15 protein-coding genes are annotated in these 15,795 nt (G+C 54.1%); 8 read left to right on the forward strand and 7 right to left on the reverse strand.

Translation table 11 applies throughout. From position 1 onward, the window contains the following. Positions 1-97 precede the first annotated feature (97 nt). The 4 genes from IPJ96_00800 (at position 98) to IPJ96_00815 (ending at position 2,989) form a co-directional block, all read left to right on the forward strand. A complete protein-coding gene (locus IPJ96_00800) occupies positions 98-709 on the forward strand; it encodes a hypothetical protein (GenBank protein ID MBK7908891.1) in 612 nt (203 codons plus the stop codon). Positions 710-751: 42 nt separating this feature from the next. Then, positions 752-1,051, forward strand: a complete 300-nt coding sequence (locus IPJ96_00805) for a hypothetical protein (protein ID MBK7908892.1) — start codon at positions 752-754, stop codon at positions 1,049-1,051. A 94-nt stretch (positions 1,052-1,145) separates the two neighbouring features. Further along, positions 1,146-2,495 carry an SBBP repeat-containing protein gene (locus IPJ96_00810; protein ID MBK7908893.1) on the forward strand — a complete coding sequence of 450 codons (1,350 nt, stop codon included), beginning with the start codon at positions 1,146-1,148 and terminating at the stop codon, positions 2,493-2,495. Beyond that, the gene (locus IPJ96_00815) at positions 2,450-2,989 is read left to right on the forward strand and encodes a gliding motility-associated C-terminal domain-containing protein (protein MBK7908894.1); all 540 of its coding nucleotides are present in this window, start codon (positions 2,450-2,452) and stop codon (positions 2,987-2,989) included. The genes IPJ96_00810 and IPJ96_00815 overlap by 46 nt, the downstream gene beginning before the upstream one ends. A gap of 3 nt (positions 2,990-2,992) precedes the next feature. On the opposite strand, the gene IPJ96_00820 is transcribed toward IPJ96_00815, so the two are convergent. Further along, positions 2,993-4,522, reverse strand: a complete 1,530-nt coding sequence (locus IPJ96_00820) for a hypothetical protein (GenBank protein MBK7908895.1) — start codon at positions 4,520-4,522, stop codon at positions 2,993-2,995. A 209-nt stretch (positions 4,523-4,731) separates the two neighbouring features. On the opposite strand from IPJ96_00820, the gene IPJ96_00825 reads away from it, so the two are divergent. Next, complete coding sequence (locus tag IPJ96_00825) at positions 4,732-6,567, forward strand: T9SS type A sorting domain-containing protein (GenBank protein ID MBK7908896.1); 1,836 nt, start codon at positions 4,732-4,734, stop codon at positions 6,565-6,567. A gap of 162 nt (positions 6,568-6,729) precedes the next feature. Next, positions 6,730-7,401: a hypothetical protein gene (locus IPJ96_00830; protein MBK7908897.1), complete on the forward strand. Its 672-nt coding sequence runs from the start codon at positions 6,730-6,732 to the stop codon at positions 7,399-7,401. On the opposite strand, the gene IPJ96_00835 is transcribed toward IPJ96_00830, so the two are convergent. After that, positions 7,398-8,051 (reverse strand): YdeI/OmpD-associated family protein, encoded by a 654-nt coding sequence (locus tag IPJ96_00835; GenBank protein MBK7908898.1) that lies wholly within the window; start codon positions 8,049-8,051, stop codon positions 7,398-7,400. The two genes, IPJ96_00830 and IPJ96_00835, sit on opposite strands and share 4 nt — an antisense overlap. 108 nt (positions 8,052-8,159) lie before the next feature. Then, positions 8,160-8,573, reverse strand: a complete 414-nt coding sequence (locus IPJ96_00840) for a RidA family protein (GenBank protein ID MBK7908899.1) — start codon at positions 8,571-8,573, stop codon at positions 8,160-8,162. A 203-nt stretch (positions 8,574-8,776) separates the two neighbouring features. On the opposite strand from IPJ96_00840, the gene IPJ96_00845 reads away from it, so the two are divergent. Continuing rightward, a complete protein-coding gene (locus IPJ96_00845; protein ID MBK7908900.1) occupies positions 8,777-8,968 on the forward strand; it encodes a cold shock domain-containing protein in 192 nt (63 codons plus the stop codon). Between the two features lie 47 nt (positions 8,969-9,015). Here IPJ96_00845 and IPJ96_00850 read toward each other — a convergent pair whose 3' ends face one another. The 3 genes from IPJ96_00850 to IPJ96_00860 are packed head-to-tail and all read right to left on the reverse strand — an operon-like array spanning position 9,016 to position 13,521. Beyond that, complete coding sequence (locus IPJ96_00850; protein ID MBK7908901.1) at positions 9,016-9,897, reverse strand: fructosamine kinase family protein; 882 nt, start codon at positions 9,895-9,897, stop codon at positions 9,016-9,018. Next, positions 9,894-10,862, reverse strand: a complete 969-nt coding sequence (locus tag IPJ96_00855) for a methyltransferase domain-containing protein (protein ID MBK7908902.1) — start codon at positions 10,860-10,862, stop codon at positions 9,894-9,896. Before IPJ96_00855 ends, IPJ96_00850 begins: the two co-directional genes overlap by 4 nt. 37 nt (positions 10,863-10,899) lie before the next feature. Beyond that, on the reverse strand, positions 10,900-13,521 hold the full coding sequence (locus tag IPJ96_00860) for a lamin tail domain-containing protein (GenBank protein MBK7908903.1): 2,622 nt from the start codon (positions 13,519-13,521) through the stop codon (positions 10,900-10,902). A 125-nt stretch (positions 13,522-13,646) separates the two neighbouring features. On the opposite strand from IPJ96_00860, the gene IPJ96_00865 reads away from it, so the two are divergent. Continuing rightward, positions 13,647-14,639 (forward strand): aspartate-semialdehyde dehydrogenase, encoded by a 993-nt coding sequence (locus IPJ96_00865; GenBank protein MBK7908904.1) that lies wholly within the window; start codon positions 13,647-13,649, stop codon positions 14,637-14,639. Between the two features lie 159 nt (positions 14,640-14,798). Here the strand turns inward: IPJ96_00865 and IPJ96_00870 are convergent, their stop codons facing one another. Beyond that, entirely contained in the window at positions 14,799-15,653 is an 855-nt protein-coding gene (locus IPJ96_00870) for a T9SS type A sorting domain-containing protein (GenBank protein MBK7908905.1), read from the reverse strand. Positions 15,654-15,795 lie beyond the last annotated feature (142 nt).

Here is a 15,795-nt window from a genome sequence, read left to right on the forward strand (position 1 = left end):
GCGCAGTACCGGAAAGACCGCATCCCTTCCGTTCATCGTCCTGCAAGAGCCCGTTCCGCGTGGCCGGTCTCCGAAAAGCGCCTACCTTTGCGCTCGCATGATCGTCGATATTGTCATTCGGGAAACACCGGAAGGTGAAGTCATCCATTACCTGCTGAGCGAAGACGAACGCGAGTTCGATCTGCGCGGTTTGCTGTTCGAGGACGAAGTTACCGACTGCGACTGGCTGGATGAGGAACAACGCTTCCTGGTGGCCGCTTATAACGACTGGGAAGGCAAATCGAATTTCGCGATACTGAGCCTGCATGGTGAATTGTTGCGGAAAGGGATCCGGCAGATCCGGCAGTACATTCCGGAACAACGCCTCTTCATCATCGAGCAAACGGGAGCCAGTCTTGGCGAGGATCGTTTCGACTACCAGGCGGAGGAAGACGACATACTTTTCGCGGTGATGAACGATACGGGCGACTACGTGATCGAACCGCAGCCGGAACAGATCTTTACAACGAACAGGAAACCGCCTTCGGCGTCGGTAGCGGACAGGAGTGGATCATTTACGATCTCAAGGGGAAGCGCATTTCCTGATGGACACGGCCCTCTTGTCGGGTTTAAAAGCCGATCTGCACCAACGATGTCTGGAGCTGCTCGCTTCAAAGATCGTCGAACTTACCCGGATGCAAACCGAACTGCTGGAAGGCGCGCTGGATGACAGTAAAAGTTCCGCGGGCGACAAGCACGAAACGCGCGCGCGATGATGCAGTTGGAGCAGGAAAAGCTTGCCGGACAATTGCAAGACCTGCTCGATCAGCAACAACAGCTTATCCGATTTGATCCGTCGTTATCGGACGGGGTGATCCGTCCCGGAAGTCTGGTACAAACGGATCGCATGCTTTTTTATCTCACCGTCGGGCTCGGGAAACTGCGACTGGAAACCACCGAATGCATGGTCCTCTCCCCTTCCTCCCCGCTCGGCAAACGCATGAACGGGCTTTCCGCCGGCGATCGATGTGAAGTCAACGGGCAGGTGTATCACATTCTGGCGGTCGTTTAGATTTTTCGCTATTTTCAGTCATCGCCGAATTGTCATTTAACAAGATCCTGTCTCTTGATGTACCAATGAATTCCGATCTTCGGCTAACTCTTCCATGCGCACGATCCTGTTTTCGATGCTCTGGATGTTGCCGGGTCTGACGCGACTGCTTGCACAGTCGGATCCGATCGCGGTGTCCGGGCTTTATTCACTGGGCAATGATTTCCAGGACCGCGCCTATGCGGTCACCGTGGATGATAGCGGCAACACTGTTATGTCCGGTTCCGCCTCCAGTGCTATGGTTAATTTCGATCTGCTGGGAGGAAGTACGCCGGGCGAGCACCCGGTTCCCGGCAATTACCTCGTCCGCTATCGGGCGGACCAATCGGTGCAATGGGCTCGTTACTCCGGCTATTCGGAATCACGTTTCGTTATCACACACCTGGAGACTGATCGAATGAATCACACGCTCGTCCTGGGCTATTACCGGGGTCTGGTGGATATTGATTTCGGTCAAAGCGGAACCGAATACTTGCAGGAGGCCAACTATCAACCATCCTTTTTCCTGGCGCAACTTGACAGCAACGGAAAACCGATCCGGCATGTTGAATGGGTGGCCCTGTCGGATAGTTTCGACACTTATACCGGTGATCGGACCTTTGTAACCGATCTTTCACTCGACGAAAACGGTAACATCTATCTGGCGGGGTACTCGGGAAGTGTTTTTACCACGCAGCAGTTGCCCAACGATACGCTTCGTGAATTCACCTGGTTTGTGATTAAGCTGGACAGTTCATTGCAGGTCCAATGGATGGATGGTCTGGAAAAGGTTGTTCATGAATTCCACAATTGGACGAATTTTCTGCCCGTCATGGCGGATGCTGACCGGAACGGTAACGTCTATGTCACATTGTGTTTCGGAGACAGCATCAATCTTCACTTTTCGCATGAACCACCAAACTACCTAAGTGCTAAGCCCTATGATTACACAAATCCGCCGAGTCAGGAAAGCTCTAACCGTGATCTGCTGATCATACAATATGACGTGAACGGTAATTATTTGCGTCATCGGCGGTTTCATTCTGACAGGGTTAGCAGCGAAAAGAACCTCGACGCGGACGTGCTGCCGAACGATCATCTCTATGTATTGGCGGCCTATGACCGGGAATTCAGCGTGGACGACAGCACCTGGAATCCACCCGGAATCGATTCGTTGTATGATTACAACCTCATCCTACTCGAGCTGGACGATCAGTTAAACCTAGTACGGCACCGGCGCTTTCATAACAACATACTGTCGCCGAGGGTCATTACAATTACCTGGAAGCCGACGAATGCGGCAATCTGCTCGTGCGGATCGACCGGGTCATGTACAATGGCTTCCCGTTTCCGCCCTTTGATGACAATTCACTTCCGATATTGTACAAGGAGAATACTTATGTATTCAATGAAGCGCTTGATGTGATCGATACGATTTCGTTTCCCGACTTTAATCTCTACGATTTTCTGTCCGCCGATATACACAACGGCCATCTGGCCATGACCGGAACGTTTGCCGACGATTTCCACGTCGAGCACTTTACCGTTTTCGAGCGAAACCCGGTTCCATCGAATTCCTACTACGACAATTTCCTGTTGCTTGGCGACTATACGCCTTGCAGGCTTCCAATACCAGAACCGCTCCCGGAAGTTATCATTCCAAATGTATTCACGCCAGATGGCGACGGACTGAACGACACCTGGCAGGTGCGCGATACGACGGGGCGTTTCGCTGCCCGTTGGCAAATATTCAATCGCTGGGGCCAGGAAGTATCACACGGTTCATTTCCCGGTTCCGGCTGGACCGGAACGGATGAACGCAGACAACCCTGTCCCGACGGAGTTTATTTCTACATACTGGCCATCGAAAACTCCTCGATCCATCAGGAAGAACGTGGCTGGGTGAAACTGATCCGGTGACGGTCATCGCCGAACCGGACGTTTTTCTCGAAGTGCTTCCGCAAATGGGACGTTTCGAACCCGGGAGTCGATCCAGCTCAGGAAGTCGAAGTATTCCATAATACGATTATCGTTCGGGTTGTAGGATTTTCGGATCATACTACCCAGTTCCTGCAATCGTTTCTTCCTTTCCATATCAGAAGATGCCCGAACCACCTTTCGCCAAAGTTGGTGTATAAACATTCGTTCAAGCGGATAGACGTCAGGGCGCTTGTCGAAGAACCGGAGTGCAGATGGAACCAGTGATTGCAACATGTCAACGTCGCCCAGTTCGAAGTGAAGGATAATACCAAGCACGCGGGCATATCCCTGAAAGAGGCGATTTACCGGGAGCGGCTTAAGATTGAGTATGGCATTGATCCAACGCAGGCTTTTGCGGTAGTCACCGTTGATGAAGTGGATGTAGGACAATGCATACTGGAAGATCACCGCGTGCACGGCGCTGATCAGGTGGCGGTCCTTTTGTAAACGCTCTTCAATCGTCTCGGTCAGTTCTCCGGCATTATCGTATTCACGGAGATACAGGTTCTGGTAAAACTCGCGCAGGAGGACACGCATCCTGATCATGGATCGCATTTTCTCAGAATTACCGGCGGGGAAACGGTCGGGAATGCTCCTGAGTTTCTCCAAAGCCCGGTCGAATTCCTGAAAACGATCGTTCTCACCGAGTGTTGCGATCAGGTTGTTCAGCGCCTTGATATACGCAAGCAAATGCTGGTTGGTGAAGGCCGGATCCGAATCAAACAATTCGACGGCGCGTCTTGATACTTCCAGGTATCGTTTCCGTTCGTCCAGTGCGCTGTAATACTTTGCGCGCGCTTTGTAGCGCAACACGCGCGCAAGCACACCCATGCCCGCATCGGGGCGGCGCATTACGGGCACGTTGAGTGCGGTCTTGTATTTACGGTGGTCCGCTTCACTTCTGATCCAGATCGATTCGCTGTACAGTTTATTGATCTGATCGTACACGACATTGCAGGCTGCAAGCTCTTCCAGGCGGGTGATTACCAATCGCTCTTCCGCCTCCACCTTCGCAAAATTCTCTACGAGTTGCTTCTCGAGCATCAGCGTTCGCTCCCAGGAGATCGCTTCCATCCATTGACCGAAAAACTCGTAGCGACTGGCCAGCTCCTTCGCTTTCGGTAGTTGTCGAATGCAGGCGTCATATAATCCTTTTTCGAATAAGATGGTAATACGATTCAGGACCTTCCTGACTTCCAACTGAGCGTTCCGCACCGAGTAATAATTATCGAGGGCATCGAGTATGCGCTCGTACAAGTACATCTTCATCCTTGGCAGCTGCCGGATATAGGTTTCGGATTTTAGTAAGGCAGTTTCATCGTATTCCCGTAGCCGCTCAATCGCCGTAAACAGTCGCATGAACTTGGGATCGTCCTGCCGCTTACCGAAAGCATATGTTCGGATGTATCCCTTTTCGTGCTTACTGAGCGAACGGATAAGGAGAAAAAGATCCGGTGATGCCGTTTTGGCCATGGGTCAAAGATAGATCACCTGCGACATTCAGCACACGGAATGGCGGGTCGGGTTTATTCGACAATTCGATTTCAGGCCCAAAAGCAAAACGAATTCTGCTCGTTGACGGTGATTAAGACTGCGTCGGATTGAATTTTATCCGGGATTTTGATTCGGCTTGCCCGGGTTGATTCCGGAATTTTACGGTACACGAATTCAATTTACCCCTCATGCGAAAACCAATCCTCCTTCTGTCATTCCTGGTACTGATCGCGGTCGGTCAACTGCGAGCGCAGGTTTTCAGCAACACCACCTCCGTGCCGATTCCCTCCGGCGGAACAGAACTGCGGATACCGGTAACCGTCATGGGCCTTCCAACGGTACTGAACAGTTCCTTCGGTCTCGGCGCCCTGTGCTTTGACATTACGCACCAGGCCGATGTCAATCTCCGCATTCAACTCGAATCTCCGGATGGTCACCGCATCACGCTGATTGACCAGAAAGGTTCGAATGGAGACAACTTCACCGGAACCTGTCTTATGGAAAACGGCGTGAACGGCTGGGTCATGACCGGCACTGCGCCGTTTACCGGAAGTTACTTTCCGATGCAGTCGCTCAACCTGCTGAACAACGGACAGGATCCTAACGGAGTCTGGTACTTCTGCGTGACCGATCTGTTCCTTCCGGCCGATACCGGCAGCTTTCATTATGTGAATCTTACGTTCATGAATAATCCACCAGCCGATCCGACCGGAACATCGGGACCTTGTAATGAACAGAATGCCGGCGCGTGTCAGTGCCCAACCCCCGGCTCGACGGACTGCGACCTGCTTCCGGACGTTACGGCTTCTCAACTGAGCATGCAGCAGGATCATCATGAGTACAACGGACATATTACCGTAGGAGTCGGCACGCCGAATATAGGATGGGGGCCGTTGGAGATCCACGGCATTCAAAGTTGTTATTGTGATACGGTGCAAGTGAGTTGCTCCACGTCTTTTTGTCCAAGCGGGGAACCGCCCAAGCAATTGGTCAATCAGCGCATCTACCACAAAACAGGTAACAACATGACGTATTTCGATCGCCCTGCCGGCACCATGAGTTACCATCCATCTCACGGACACATTCATGTCGATAACTGGCTGTACTACACGCTGCGCACCTGGTCTCCGGATCCTGATCCGAGTAACTGGCCGATCGTCGGGACCGGGACGAAAATGAGTTTTTGTCTGATCAATCTGAGTGATTGCGACTCCTGGTATGGATACTGTGTCGATTCGACCGGACGCGTTCTAACCCGGGCCGATTTTCCAAACGCGGACTTCGGCAATGTATCCGGTTGTACAAACGACCAGGGCATCTACGTCGGCAACATCGATGAATACAGCAGCGGCATGAATGGAGCCGGAATCGTTATTCCGAACGCCTGCAACGACACTTATTACATTGTGGCGATCACCGACCCGTTGAATCTTTTTCTTGAATCGAACGAACGGAACAACTGGGCGGTCTTACCGATTACGCTGAACATGCAAACCAACGCGAACTTGTTGCCGAGTGGATTCACCTATACGCTGAACGGCTTATCCATCAACAGCGAATCCAATGCCTCCGGTGCCGACACTTGCATCTGGGTATGGGGAGATGGTACACGCGATACCGTTCTGGCAAACTCCGTCGCCCATCATTCCTACACCGCACCGGGTTCCTTTGTGCTCTTCCATTATGCCATCAATCAATGCGGACCTACAGTCAGCGCTGATACCATTCAAGTATTGTCGACCGGACTTGGCAGTCCGGTCGAACTTGCAGAAACCGGATTGTTTCCGAACCCGTCGAAAGACCAAACGTTCCTGATTTATTCGTTGGCCAGTTCCAGCCAACCGGTCATCGAAGTGTTCGACGCGCTGGGTAACCGGCTGAAACAAATCCAACCCGGGACCCAGTTCCCGGGTAAATACCGCGTACCCATGAGCAGCGCCAGTGAGAACTGGACAGCCGGAACTTATTTCATCCGAATCCGGACGGCCAATTCGGAAAAGACGCTGCGCTGGATCGTCTTCTAGAGCGGTTTGTACGTTAACCTGATCATGTTGGTGGTAACTTGCCCAGGTGATAAAACCCCTGTCCGGATGGACAGGGGTTTTTTATTCAGTAAATACAATCGCGTTGATATCCGTCATTGGACTCGTTTAAAAGTATGTTGACCTTTAAACATGAAAAGGGGAGTGCTTATCACATTCTTGTTATTTCTTGGCTGGATAGCGTCCATTGCCACCCCACCCTCCAACCATTTTCGCTCCCTACCGAATTACAGGAAACACCGGATCAGCCTGGGGATCGAGGGCGGTGGATCTTTTCTGCTGCCGGATCAACCTGCCGGTCTTGCGGCGGTCTTAGAGGCCTATTATTGCAAGGACCTCGGAGAGCACCTGCTTGCGGAGTCTGGCGCCGGAGTTCGGCTTACTTCGTTACATACACGATTCGGACTCGACGGGGCGAATCACGAAGACAGTACCGCTTCGATCAACTCCCTCTCCATTCCCCTGAGGTTGCGGTATGTCATTTCCAGATGGAACGTCGCGCCGACCATCGGCCTGAGTTACGAGTGCCGGATTTCCACCGGGATTTCGATTGATTCCGTTGAGCAGGGGAAACAAGGAGCCTGGTTGAAACAAGCGCGATACAATTCCAATACCGGTGTAGCGGCCGGCAACCTGGACATGCAACTGGGGGTTTCCTACATGAGTCCCAACCGCAGGACCGCCTTGGGTTTCTTGTTCAACAGGAATTTGCTTGATTGGGCAAGCGACGGCTACCCGGAAGCTCGTGCATGGGGACTTTCGCTCCGGATTGATGTTACCTTCGGCCTTGATCAACAAAACAAAAGAACCGATTAAAGATTACGCGGGTTCTTCCGCCCCTTCTTCAGCCGGTCGATGGTGCCGTTGGCGCGCGTAATGCGGGTCTCCTCCTTCTTCGCCGATACGATCCATTCGACGTATTCGCGACGGTGTGAATAGGCGAGTGAATTGAAAACCGCTTTCGCCTCTTTTTCCTTTTTAAATAGTACAGCGAGTTCAGTGGGCACTTTCACGGTTTTTGTAACCGGGTCGGAGTAGTGCTCGATTTCGCGAACCGCATGCCTTGCATGCTTCTTTTGATCGGCATCCGTCTTCCCCCGAACCGCGAACGCGCTCCAGGTATCGTTGAACGAAACCAGCGTTAACCACTGAACATCCAATCCGAGCAGACGATCCCAGCCTTTATCACGTGTCAGATCGGTTTGAATGCCGGAAGTGCCTTTGGGATAGTAACACCACAACAGGAAACCGGGCTTCAGCAAGGAACGGACCCTGGCAAGGTCCGCTTCCATTTGCTTCCGGTTGCGCACGAACCAATGTAAAGCGTCAACATGTTGCGAAAGGCGATTGGAAATCGTCACACCCGCCGGTAGCGGTGAGAGCAGGGTTCTAAATTCAGCCGGAGCGTGCAAGGCGATCAGTCGTTTCCCGGGCGTGATTCGAAGTTTCCGGTGTAGAGCCGACATGCTGGTGGGGAGTTGAACGTTCAATCGTTAGAACGTTATAACGTTTGAACGTTCTAACGTTATGGGTATAGTTAAGGCAGGTAATGCGATTCCTGCATCAGGGGGCAATCAGATCGTCGCGATGACTTTTAGTTCGATGGCGATCGGGGTTGGGAGGCAGTTGATCTCGATCGTCGTGCGACAGGGCGGATTTTCGGCGAAGTATTCCGCCCATAATTTGTTGTAGATGGGGAAATCGTCTTTCATGTTCGTCAGGAAGACGGTCACATCCACGATCTTTTCCCAACTACTTCCGGCATCTTCCAGGATCCAACGAACGTTTTGAAACACGGAACGGCACTGTTGCTCGATATCGTAAGAGACGATCGCGCCTTTGTCGTCGAGCTCGACACCGGGAATTTTTTTGGAACCCCGTTCGCGCGGACCGACACCGGACAGGAAGAGCAAGTCACCAACCCGACGTGCATGGGGATACAATCCGACGGGTTCGGGGGCTTTGGAAGATTCAAACTTTTGAGACATGGCAGACAGGTGACTACCTGCAAATCTACAGGAAAAGCCATGGATTCATTCCGGGTAAAGGCTCAGAAAGGGCCGGAAAACAGTGAAAAAGCGTGATTCTGTTTAAAAAATGCGGTTTAACGCGGGCTTAACGCATAAACGTTAGGTTTCCCCCGGTTATCGCCGTACCTTTGCAGCAACACCAATTAAAATCAATATCACTAATGAAAAATGGTAAAGTAAAATTCTTCAACAACGCCAAAGGCTTTGGATTCATCGTTGAAGAAGGTACCCAACAGGAAATTTTCGTTCACGTTACCGGTCTGAAAGACCAGATCCGTGATAACGACAATGTCACGTTTGAAGTGGAACAAGGTCGCAAAGGCCCGAACGCAGTTAACGTCCGCCTTGCGTAAGCATAGCGCCTGAGAGAACCGAAAAACCCCGCCCTGTGCGGGGTTTTTTATTTTACACCGGAATAATAGCGCAAGCAACGCAGGAAATCATCCGCATATCCGCCGCCGAAAAGCACCACATGCACCAGCAGCGGATACAAATTGCACAGTTCGACCCGCTCTTCAAACCCGGGAGTCAAGGGATAAATCTCCCGGTAAGCATCCTCCCACCGACGATCGAATCCGCCAAACAAGCGGGTCATGGCCAGATCCATTTCGCGAAACCCATAGTAAACAGCCGGATCGATCCATACGGGCAAGCCGTCTTCGCCGGTCATCCGATTCCCGCTCCACAGATCGCCGTGCAACAAAGCAGGCGGCTCCGATGGAAAAAGATTTTCCAAATTCGAAAAAAGTCGCTCCGCATACTGCGCGGCGTCCGGGGGAAGCAGTTTCAAGGAGATCGCTTCGCGTAACAACGGGTCAATGCGTTGTTCGCGGAAAAAGTCGGTCCAACGATCGCAATTCGCATTCCGCTGCGGCAGCGAGCCGATCCAGTTATCCGGAACATGCCCGAAACCGTCTGCGCTATGCCGGTGCAGCGACGCGAGCAAGCGACCGAAGTGTTCTTCGAAGTCGACGGCTCGTCTTCCTGAAACGATCAGTCGTTGCAACAACCAGGTAAAAGCGCCGGAACTGCCGAAAGCGATCACCTCGGGCACCCGTATTCCCGCCGACTGCAAGCGTTTCAATCCGTCGGCTTCCGCTTCGAACATGCCGGGATACCTCGCTGCATGATTGAACTTGACGAAAAAACCATGTGACCGATAGCGAAATTGCCAGGCCTGGTTGATGGAGCCCCCGGAAACAGCCTGCCAGTTTGTAAGTTCAGTAGCGCTTACTGCGCCGATGCGACTCGCCAAGTCCCGAACGATGACTTCAGGGATCATCCGCGTCGCAACACAAGAAAGAGGTCGCTGCCGTTTTCCTTCTTCCTGTCCGTTTCCCATTCGCGCAATGCCGCGCGTTGCATGGCCCGGTTCACGGGAATGGCGAACCAGAAACAGGATACGAATGCAAGAAACTGGATCACCCGCTTCAACCGGTAATGTCTACCACGGTCGGCGGGCGTGAAGGCGGTCGCGGCGAAATGACACCACCAGCGAAACAGCAATTTTCTTCTCCAGCCTTTCAGAAATGCGGCAGCAGCGGCATCCCGTGCCAGTCTTGAATCGGTAATGTTCAGCACTAACGCAAGATCGCTTTCGGCGATCCACTTGACCGCGCCCGCGCGTTGATTGGCGTAGGATGCATCGACCCCTTTGAATCCGTCGCCGGCAAACAAGGCTTCCGCTTTCTTCCTGGAGAGTCGTCGCTGATGGGCGGTGTCCTCGAAAAAGAACTTGCCGTTCTCCGGGTCGATTCCGTTTTTAACCGCTTCACTCAGTTGATACTCCAGGCTGCCGGGATGATCGCAGGGAAAGCTGTGTAACATCGTGCAAGCCGCTGCAGCATATCCGGCCATTTCACGGGCCGTGATCTCCGCGTTGAACGTATGTTCCAGCACGTGATGGCTGTGAATGAAATCGGCGCGCAGGTTGTCGTATGCCTTATCGCCTAAGACAAAAAATGTGATGTCGGGTTGGTGCTGTTTGGCCCAGGCGATGGCTTCGGCACTGATGTCGCAACCGAAGATACGCCAGCCGGGAAGCGCTTCGCGTATCACGGAAGTGAAAATGCCGCGACCACAGCCGAAATCGAGCGCGACTCCTCTTGCCGGAAGCTGGAGCTCGCGGACCAGGTTGATGAGCCGCGCCTTTTCAAACACGGACCAATGACCCATGTAGCCATGCGCGTACCGATCCTCGTAAAAGCGTACCGAATCCTGACGGTCGGAAAACTGCAGTGTTTCCATCAACTGCAGGCAAAGTAACGACCTTCCCCCGAAACCCTCAACCTTTCCTGAGCACCACCACGGCTTTTTTCAAACGACTCACGTGTCCGTCCAGGTCGAACGATTCTGTCCAGACAATGTACACCCCCTCTGCCACCAAGCGTCCGTTGGCGCCGACGCCGTTCCAGGTGAGCACATGATCGGTACCCGCCAGCGAATACTCCAGCGGCCGGGCCACCTCGTTGCCATGCGGGTCGAAGATGGCCACCGTCGCGCGTCGACCGGCATCGGGGAACTGCAAGTGAATCTGCAACACGTCGTCTTTCCCGTCGTTGTCGGGTGAAAATACCTCCGGCTCCAGCAGCAATTCGCCAACGCCAGTCTGATCAGCGAGTGCTTGTGAGTTGAGGAGACCCGGACTCGCATAGCCGACCGTCGCGGCGGCGGAATGCCAGTTGTCCGCCGATTGTGTAGGTCCGGTAACACGCATGCGTTCAAGCGAAACGCCCTTGGTAATGCTGAGCAACGGATAATGCCAGTCATCCGAATAGACCAGGAAGTCCAGGGTATCCCCTCCTGCACCGGCCAAGAGGATTCCGCCTTCGGTGGAATTGAAATCCGGGAGATCGTCGACATCCAGGAAACAGAAGCGGTCGTAGTAGGGATAATGCCGTTGCAATTCCAGCGGCGTTTCGGTCAGGACCAGGTAACCGCCGGGCGCCAGCAGCAGATTTTCATTCGTGAGCTTCTTCACCGATTGAACCACATACGGTTCCATCGCCGATACTTCCGCGATGGTCCAGTCTTTAAGGTCCAGTAACTTTTCGGAACCGTTATACAACTCCACGAAATCGGATGCATCATCCGGCGCATCGAACAGCACTTCATTGATGACTACATCGCCGGACACAGGCGGCATTCCAATGCCCAAGGGAACCCACTGGTCTTGATACGCTGCATTGCCCGGGCAATCCGTCAGCGAACCGGATACGCTGATCCAGGAAAGCGAGGTGTCAAGCGGTGCAGACCATTGCAGTGATACAAATCGTCCTTCCGGGTCCGGCAGCGCAGTTGTGGCGCTTGACGTTGTTCCATCCGGGCGCATCAGGGTATAGCGATCCGGACGCGCCAAGGTCGCAGTATCCATCGGCTCGGAGAACCAGAGGCGAGTCGTCAGACCGTCGATCCATTCGGCATTTTTCAGGAAGGGCCGCCGGGTATCCTGGAACACATTCCGCACAACATTCGCCTCACCCGGCGTACCTCCTGAAAGGTCATAACTGGCTCTCCAATTGTCTTCGTTCTCGCAGAGAAAATCCGGATCGATCCGTTCCAGGCTCCAACCGCCATCGTCGCGGGAACCATCGTGATAGGTATCGTTGCTGAAGGTGACCGCGTCGACTACCTGTCCGTCACGGTCGCGCAGGACCAGACGATCCCCGACATCGTTGTTCAGCCCCGGAAAATCTTGCAGTCCGACGGCTGGTCCGAATGCGGACAGCAAGCCGATAGCATCCTCGTCGGTTACCAGCAGGTAGGCTCCTGCGGCTATGGTCATTTCCGGAAAGATGGCCGTTGCACTTCCGTCCGAGAGCGACCAGTCCTGCAGCGACAATGCATGATCGGACCGGTTGTACAACTCCACATACTCGGCATAGGGCAAGCCGGCGGAGGCTGTCGGCTCGAAGTAGATCTCGTTAAAAACGGCGTCGCCTGCCAGCACTGGAACCGGAGGCGCATAAACAAAGTTTAGCGTCGTGTCGCGAACCGTATTACCCGCCGCATCCGCCAAGCCCGATACGGTAAGCGAATACGTCTGGCCGGCCTGAAAAGCATTCGCGAATTCCAGCAGGATGGCTTTCGTGTCAAGCGCATCGCGCTGTGCCGTGAGCGGCAGGATCGCTCCCGGGTCGAGCCGGTAGTGAATCGTGTTCGCTGCGGAGCCTGGCTCGATCGTTTCATCGAACAATAAACGCAGGCTGCGGTCCGACTCCGTTGCGAGCTGCACGCAGCGCGGCGCGACGGAATCCACCTGCAACGGAAGGATCATCACATCATCCAGTTCAAACCCGTCGCGGTTACCACTGGTATAGACGCAACTCCAGCCGGAATATGCGGACGATGTGTACAAGGATTCCGCACCGAGCGCGGCGAATAGGTAGTCGGTTCCTCCGGCAGTGTCCAGGAAGATACTCCAGACACCCGTTTCGTCGCGCGTTACGCGAACGCCGAGGGTGAAGGCGTTGGCAACCATGCCGTCCGGGCCCCGGACAATCGACACGCTGGTCGTGCCATCCTGACGAAAGAGCTCCACGGCATCGTTGGCAAGGGCTTCTCCGAACTGTAAATAATAGCCGTGCAACGAACCTTCCAGGTCCTGCGCGTCCGAGACGAGATAGAACCGGGAATAATTGGCTGAGGAAGGAGAAAAGTCGAGGCGGATCCTAAATCGCCATTCCATTCGGTCCAGCGAAGGGAGTGGTACTGCCATGGACAAATGACTGGTACCGGCCACTGCCGCATCCAACTGCAACCGTCCGTCGCTGTTTACCGTAAAGTCCGCGGTATCGCCCGTCCAGGCCGGCTGGTCGAGGAACTCCCCATCCGAAAAATCATCCTGCCACTGTGCGTGGGCTGTGGATAGGAAAAGTAGAAAAATGCAGACCAGCAGGCTTCGCATCCGGTACGGCTGTTTAATTTGGCCCTGCGAAATACGCACTGCACGGGTCGGATCACAACCGCATACACGCGGTGTAAAACAATAACCCGCATTCATTCGAATCAGAACCTTAGAACTCCTCCCTAATGAAAGTAGCTGTCGTCGGCGCAACCGGCCTTGTCGGTCAGACCATGTTGAAAGTCCTCGAACAACGGAACTTCCCCGTTACCGAGCTGGTACCGGTCGCGTCGGAGAAATCCGTTGGCAAGACGATCCAGTGGAAAGGAAAATCCTTTACGGTACGCTCCATGACCGACGCCATCGCGGAAAAGCCGGTCCTGGCTTTGTTCTCGGCCGGCGGAACGACCTCGCTTGAGTGGGCGCCCAGGTTCGCCGAGGCGGGTATCACGGTCATCGACAACTCCTCCGCCTGGCGGATGGACCCCGACAAGAAGCTCGTCGTGCCCGAGATCAACGGGGACGTGCTCACGAAGGAGGACCGCATCATCGCCAATCCGAATTGCTCCACCATCCAGATGGTGATGGCCCTGCAGCCGCTCGAACAACACTACGGCATCGAGCGCATCATTGTCTCCACGTATCAGTCCGTTTCCGGCACCGGAAAGAAAGCCGTGGACCAGTTGATGAACGAGCGCAAAGGTGTGAGCGGCGACATGGCGTACAAGTACACCATCGACCTGAACCTCATTCCACAGATCGACAGTTTCCTCGACAACGGGTACACCAAGGAAGAAATGAAAATGGTGAACGAGACGCGCAAGATCCTGCGCTCGCCCGGGATCCGCATCACCTCCACCACCGTGCGTGTTCCGGTGAAAGGCGGACACAGTGAATCGGTCAACGTCGAACTGAAGAAAGATTTTTCGCTTGACGCCGTGCGTGCCCAGATCGCCGCGATGCCCGGCGTGGTGGTCGTCGATGATCCGGCGAACGCACGCTACCCGATGCCGATCGAGGCAGAGGGCAAAGACGAAGTGTTCGTCGGGCGTATCCGCCGCGACGAGTCGCAACCGAACTCGCTCAACCTCTGGATCGTTTCCGACAACCTCCGCAAAGGCGCCGCCACGAACGCCGTGCAGATCGCGGAGTACCTGGTGGCAAAGAAGATCGTCGGGTGAAAAATGTTTCGAGTTCCGGGTTTCGAGTTTCGAGTTTCCGGTCTTCGTAAAAGCTATGGCAGGCTGGCTTTGGGTGGTGTAGGAGATCGACCGAAAAGTCCAACGTCTGGAAAACTCAGTTCATCCAATTAATTCGAAAGACCCTTGCTGAACGCGACCTTATTGCCGGATCAGTTTTCCGGTTGTGAAAGCGCCGCGCTCTTCCGTACAACGGTACCAATAGCTCCCGGCCGGGAGTCCGCTTAAATCGAGCTTCTGGTCTTTCTCGATCGTCGCTCGCTCGACGATACGGCCGAATGCATCGAACAACTCCCAATAAACCGGTTGCTGCACCTGACGGAAGCACACGACATCTTCGAACGGGTTGGGGCCGATCCGCGGGAAATTCTCACTCAGCTCATTCAAACCGACCGGGCAGGGGCGGATGCTGACATCCTCGATAAAAAAGTAAGCGCCGTTCATGGTGGAGTTCGGGTCGAGGACCGAGGTGTCGATCTGCGCATCGTACTCGAAGTTCCCGATGATCGCGAAGGCTTCTCCTCCGCCGGCGGTGATGGTTCCATGAACGCGTGTCCAGCCCGAGGTGTCGTTGATGACACCGGCAGTATTCGTGAGCACTGGCGTCAGGGGTAATGGAAGATTATTCGTAACACCGGAAATCCGCGTCGATGAAAGCGCCAGGCCGATGTCGGCCGCAGCGAACGCCATCAGGTCGCCCGGGCTGACGAAGAACTCGACCTCGTAGCAGTCGCCGGCTGACAGCGGGCTGGTCAGTTCCACCTGGGCAAACTCCCGGTAGTTGGGGAAGTCCGGGTAGTAGACGAAGACGCCGCCATAGCCAACGCCACTTCGCGCAAGCTGGAAGCCTGCAAAATTGTCCGGAACATTTACAAAGTTCGAAGAACCGGCACACGCGTTGAAAAGATCGGGTGAGCCGCCCGGTCCGGGAAAGATGGCCGGATTACTCCAGCCACTGGCCGAATCCAGACAGGATAATCCAACCGGACAATTCATGATTTCCAGGTCGCCATTGACGATTAGGTTTTGGGCCTGCGTGGAAGAGAAACATAGAATAACAAGGACGATTTGTAAATGAACCCGTATCATCATGTTGGAACAATTGACAAGAGATCGATCCTTGACGCGTGCGAAGATC

The sequence above is a fragment of the Bacteroidota bacterium genome (assembly GCA_016713765.1).
Classification (GTDB): domain Bacteria; phylum Bacteroidota; class Bacteroidia; order AKYH767-A; family 2013-40CM-41-45; genus Pollutiaquabacter; species Pollutiaquabacter aromativorans.

Bases quoted from the DNA above. Each gene is read 5' to 3' on its own strand.
- IPJ96_00855 (MBK7908902.1), bottom strand. From the start codon at position 10,862: ATGGAAACACTGCAGTTTTCCGACCGTCAGGATTCGGTACGCTTTTAC.
- IPJ96_00840 (MBK7908899.1), bottom strand. From the start codon at position 8,573: ATGTCTCAAAAGTTTGAATCTTCCAAAGCCCCCGAACCCGTCGGATTG.
- IPJ96_00825 (MBK7908896.1), top strand. From the start codon at position 4,732: ATGCGAAAACCAATCCTCCTTCTGTCATTCCTGGTACTGATCGCGGTC.
- IPJ96_00800 (MBK7908891.1), top strand. From the start codon at position 98: ATGATCGTCGATATTGTCATTCGGGAAACACCGGAAGGTGAAGTCATC.
- IPJ96_00835 (MBK7908898.1), bottom strand. From the start codon at position 8,051: ATGTCGGCTCTACACCGGAAACTTCGAATCACGCCCGGGAAACGACTG.
- IPJ96_00805 (MBK7908892.1), top strand. From the start codon at position 752: ATGATGCAGTTGGAGCAGGAAAAGCTTGCCGGACAATTGCAAGACCTG.
- IPJ96_00860 (MBK7908903.1), bottom strand. From the start codon at position 13,521: ATGCGAAGCCTGCTGGTCTGCATTTTTCTACTTTTCCTATCCACAGCC.
- IPJ96_00850 (MBK7908901.1), bottom strand. From the start codon at position 9,897: ATGATCCCTGAAGTCATCGTTCGGGACTTGGCGAGTCGCATCGGCGCA.
- IPJ96_00865 (MBK7908904.1), top strand. From the start codon at position 13,647: ATGAAAGTAGCTGTCGTCGGCGCAACCGGCCTTGTCGGTCAGACCATG.
- IPJ96_00810 (MBK7908893.1), top strand. From the start codon at position 1,146: ATGCGCACGATCCTGTTTTCGATGCTCTGGATGTTGCCGGGTCTGACG.
- IPJ96_00820 (MBK7908895.1), bottom strand. From the start codon at position 4,522: ATGGCCAAAACGGCATCACCGGATCTTTTTCTCCTTATCCGTTCGCTC.
- IPJ96_00870 (MBK7908905.1), bottom strand. From the start codon at position 15,653: ATGAATTGTCCGGTTGGATTATCCTGTCTGGATTCGGCCAGTGGCTGG.
- IPJ96_00845 (MBK7908900.1), top strand. From the start codon at position 8,777: ATGAAAAATGGTAAAGTAAAATTCTTCAACAACGCCAAAGGCTTTGGA.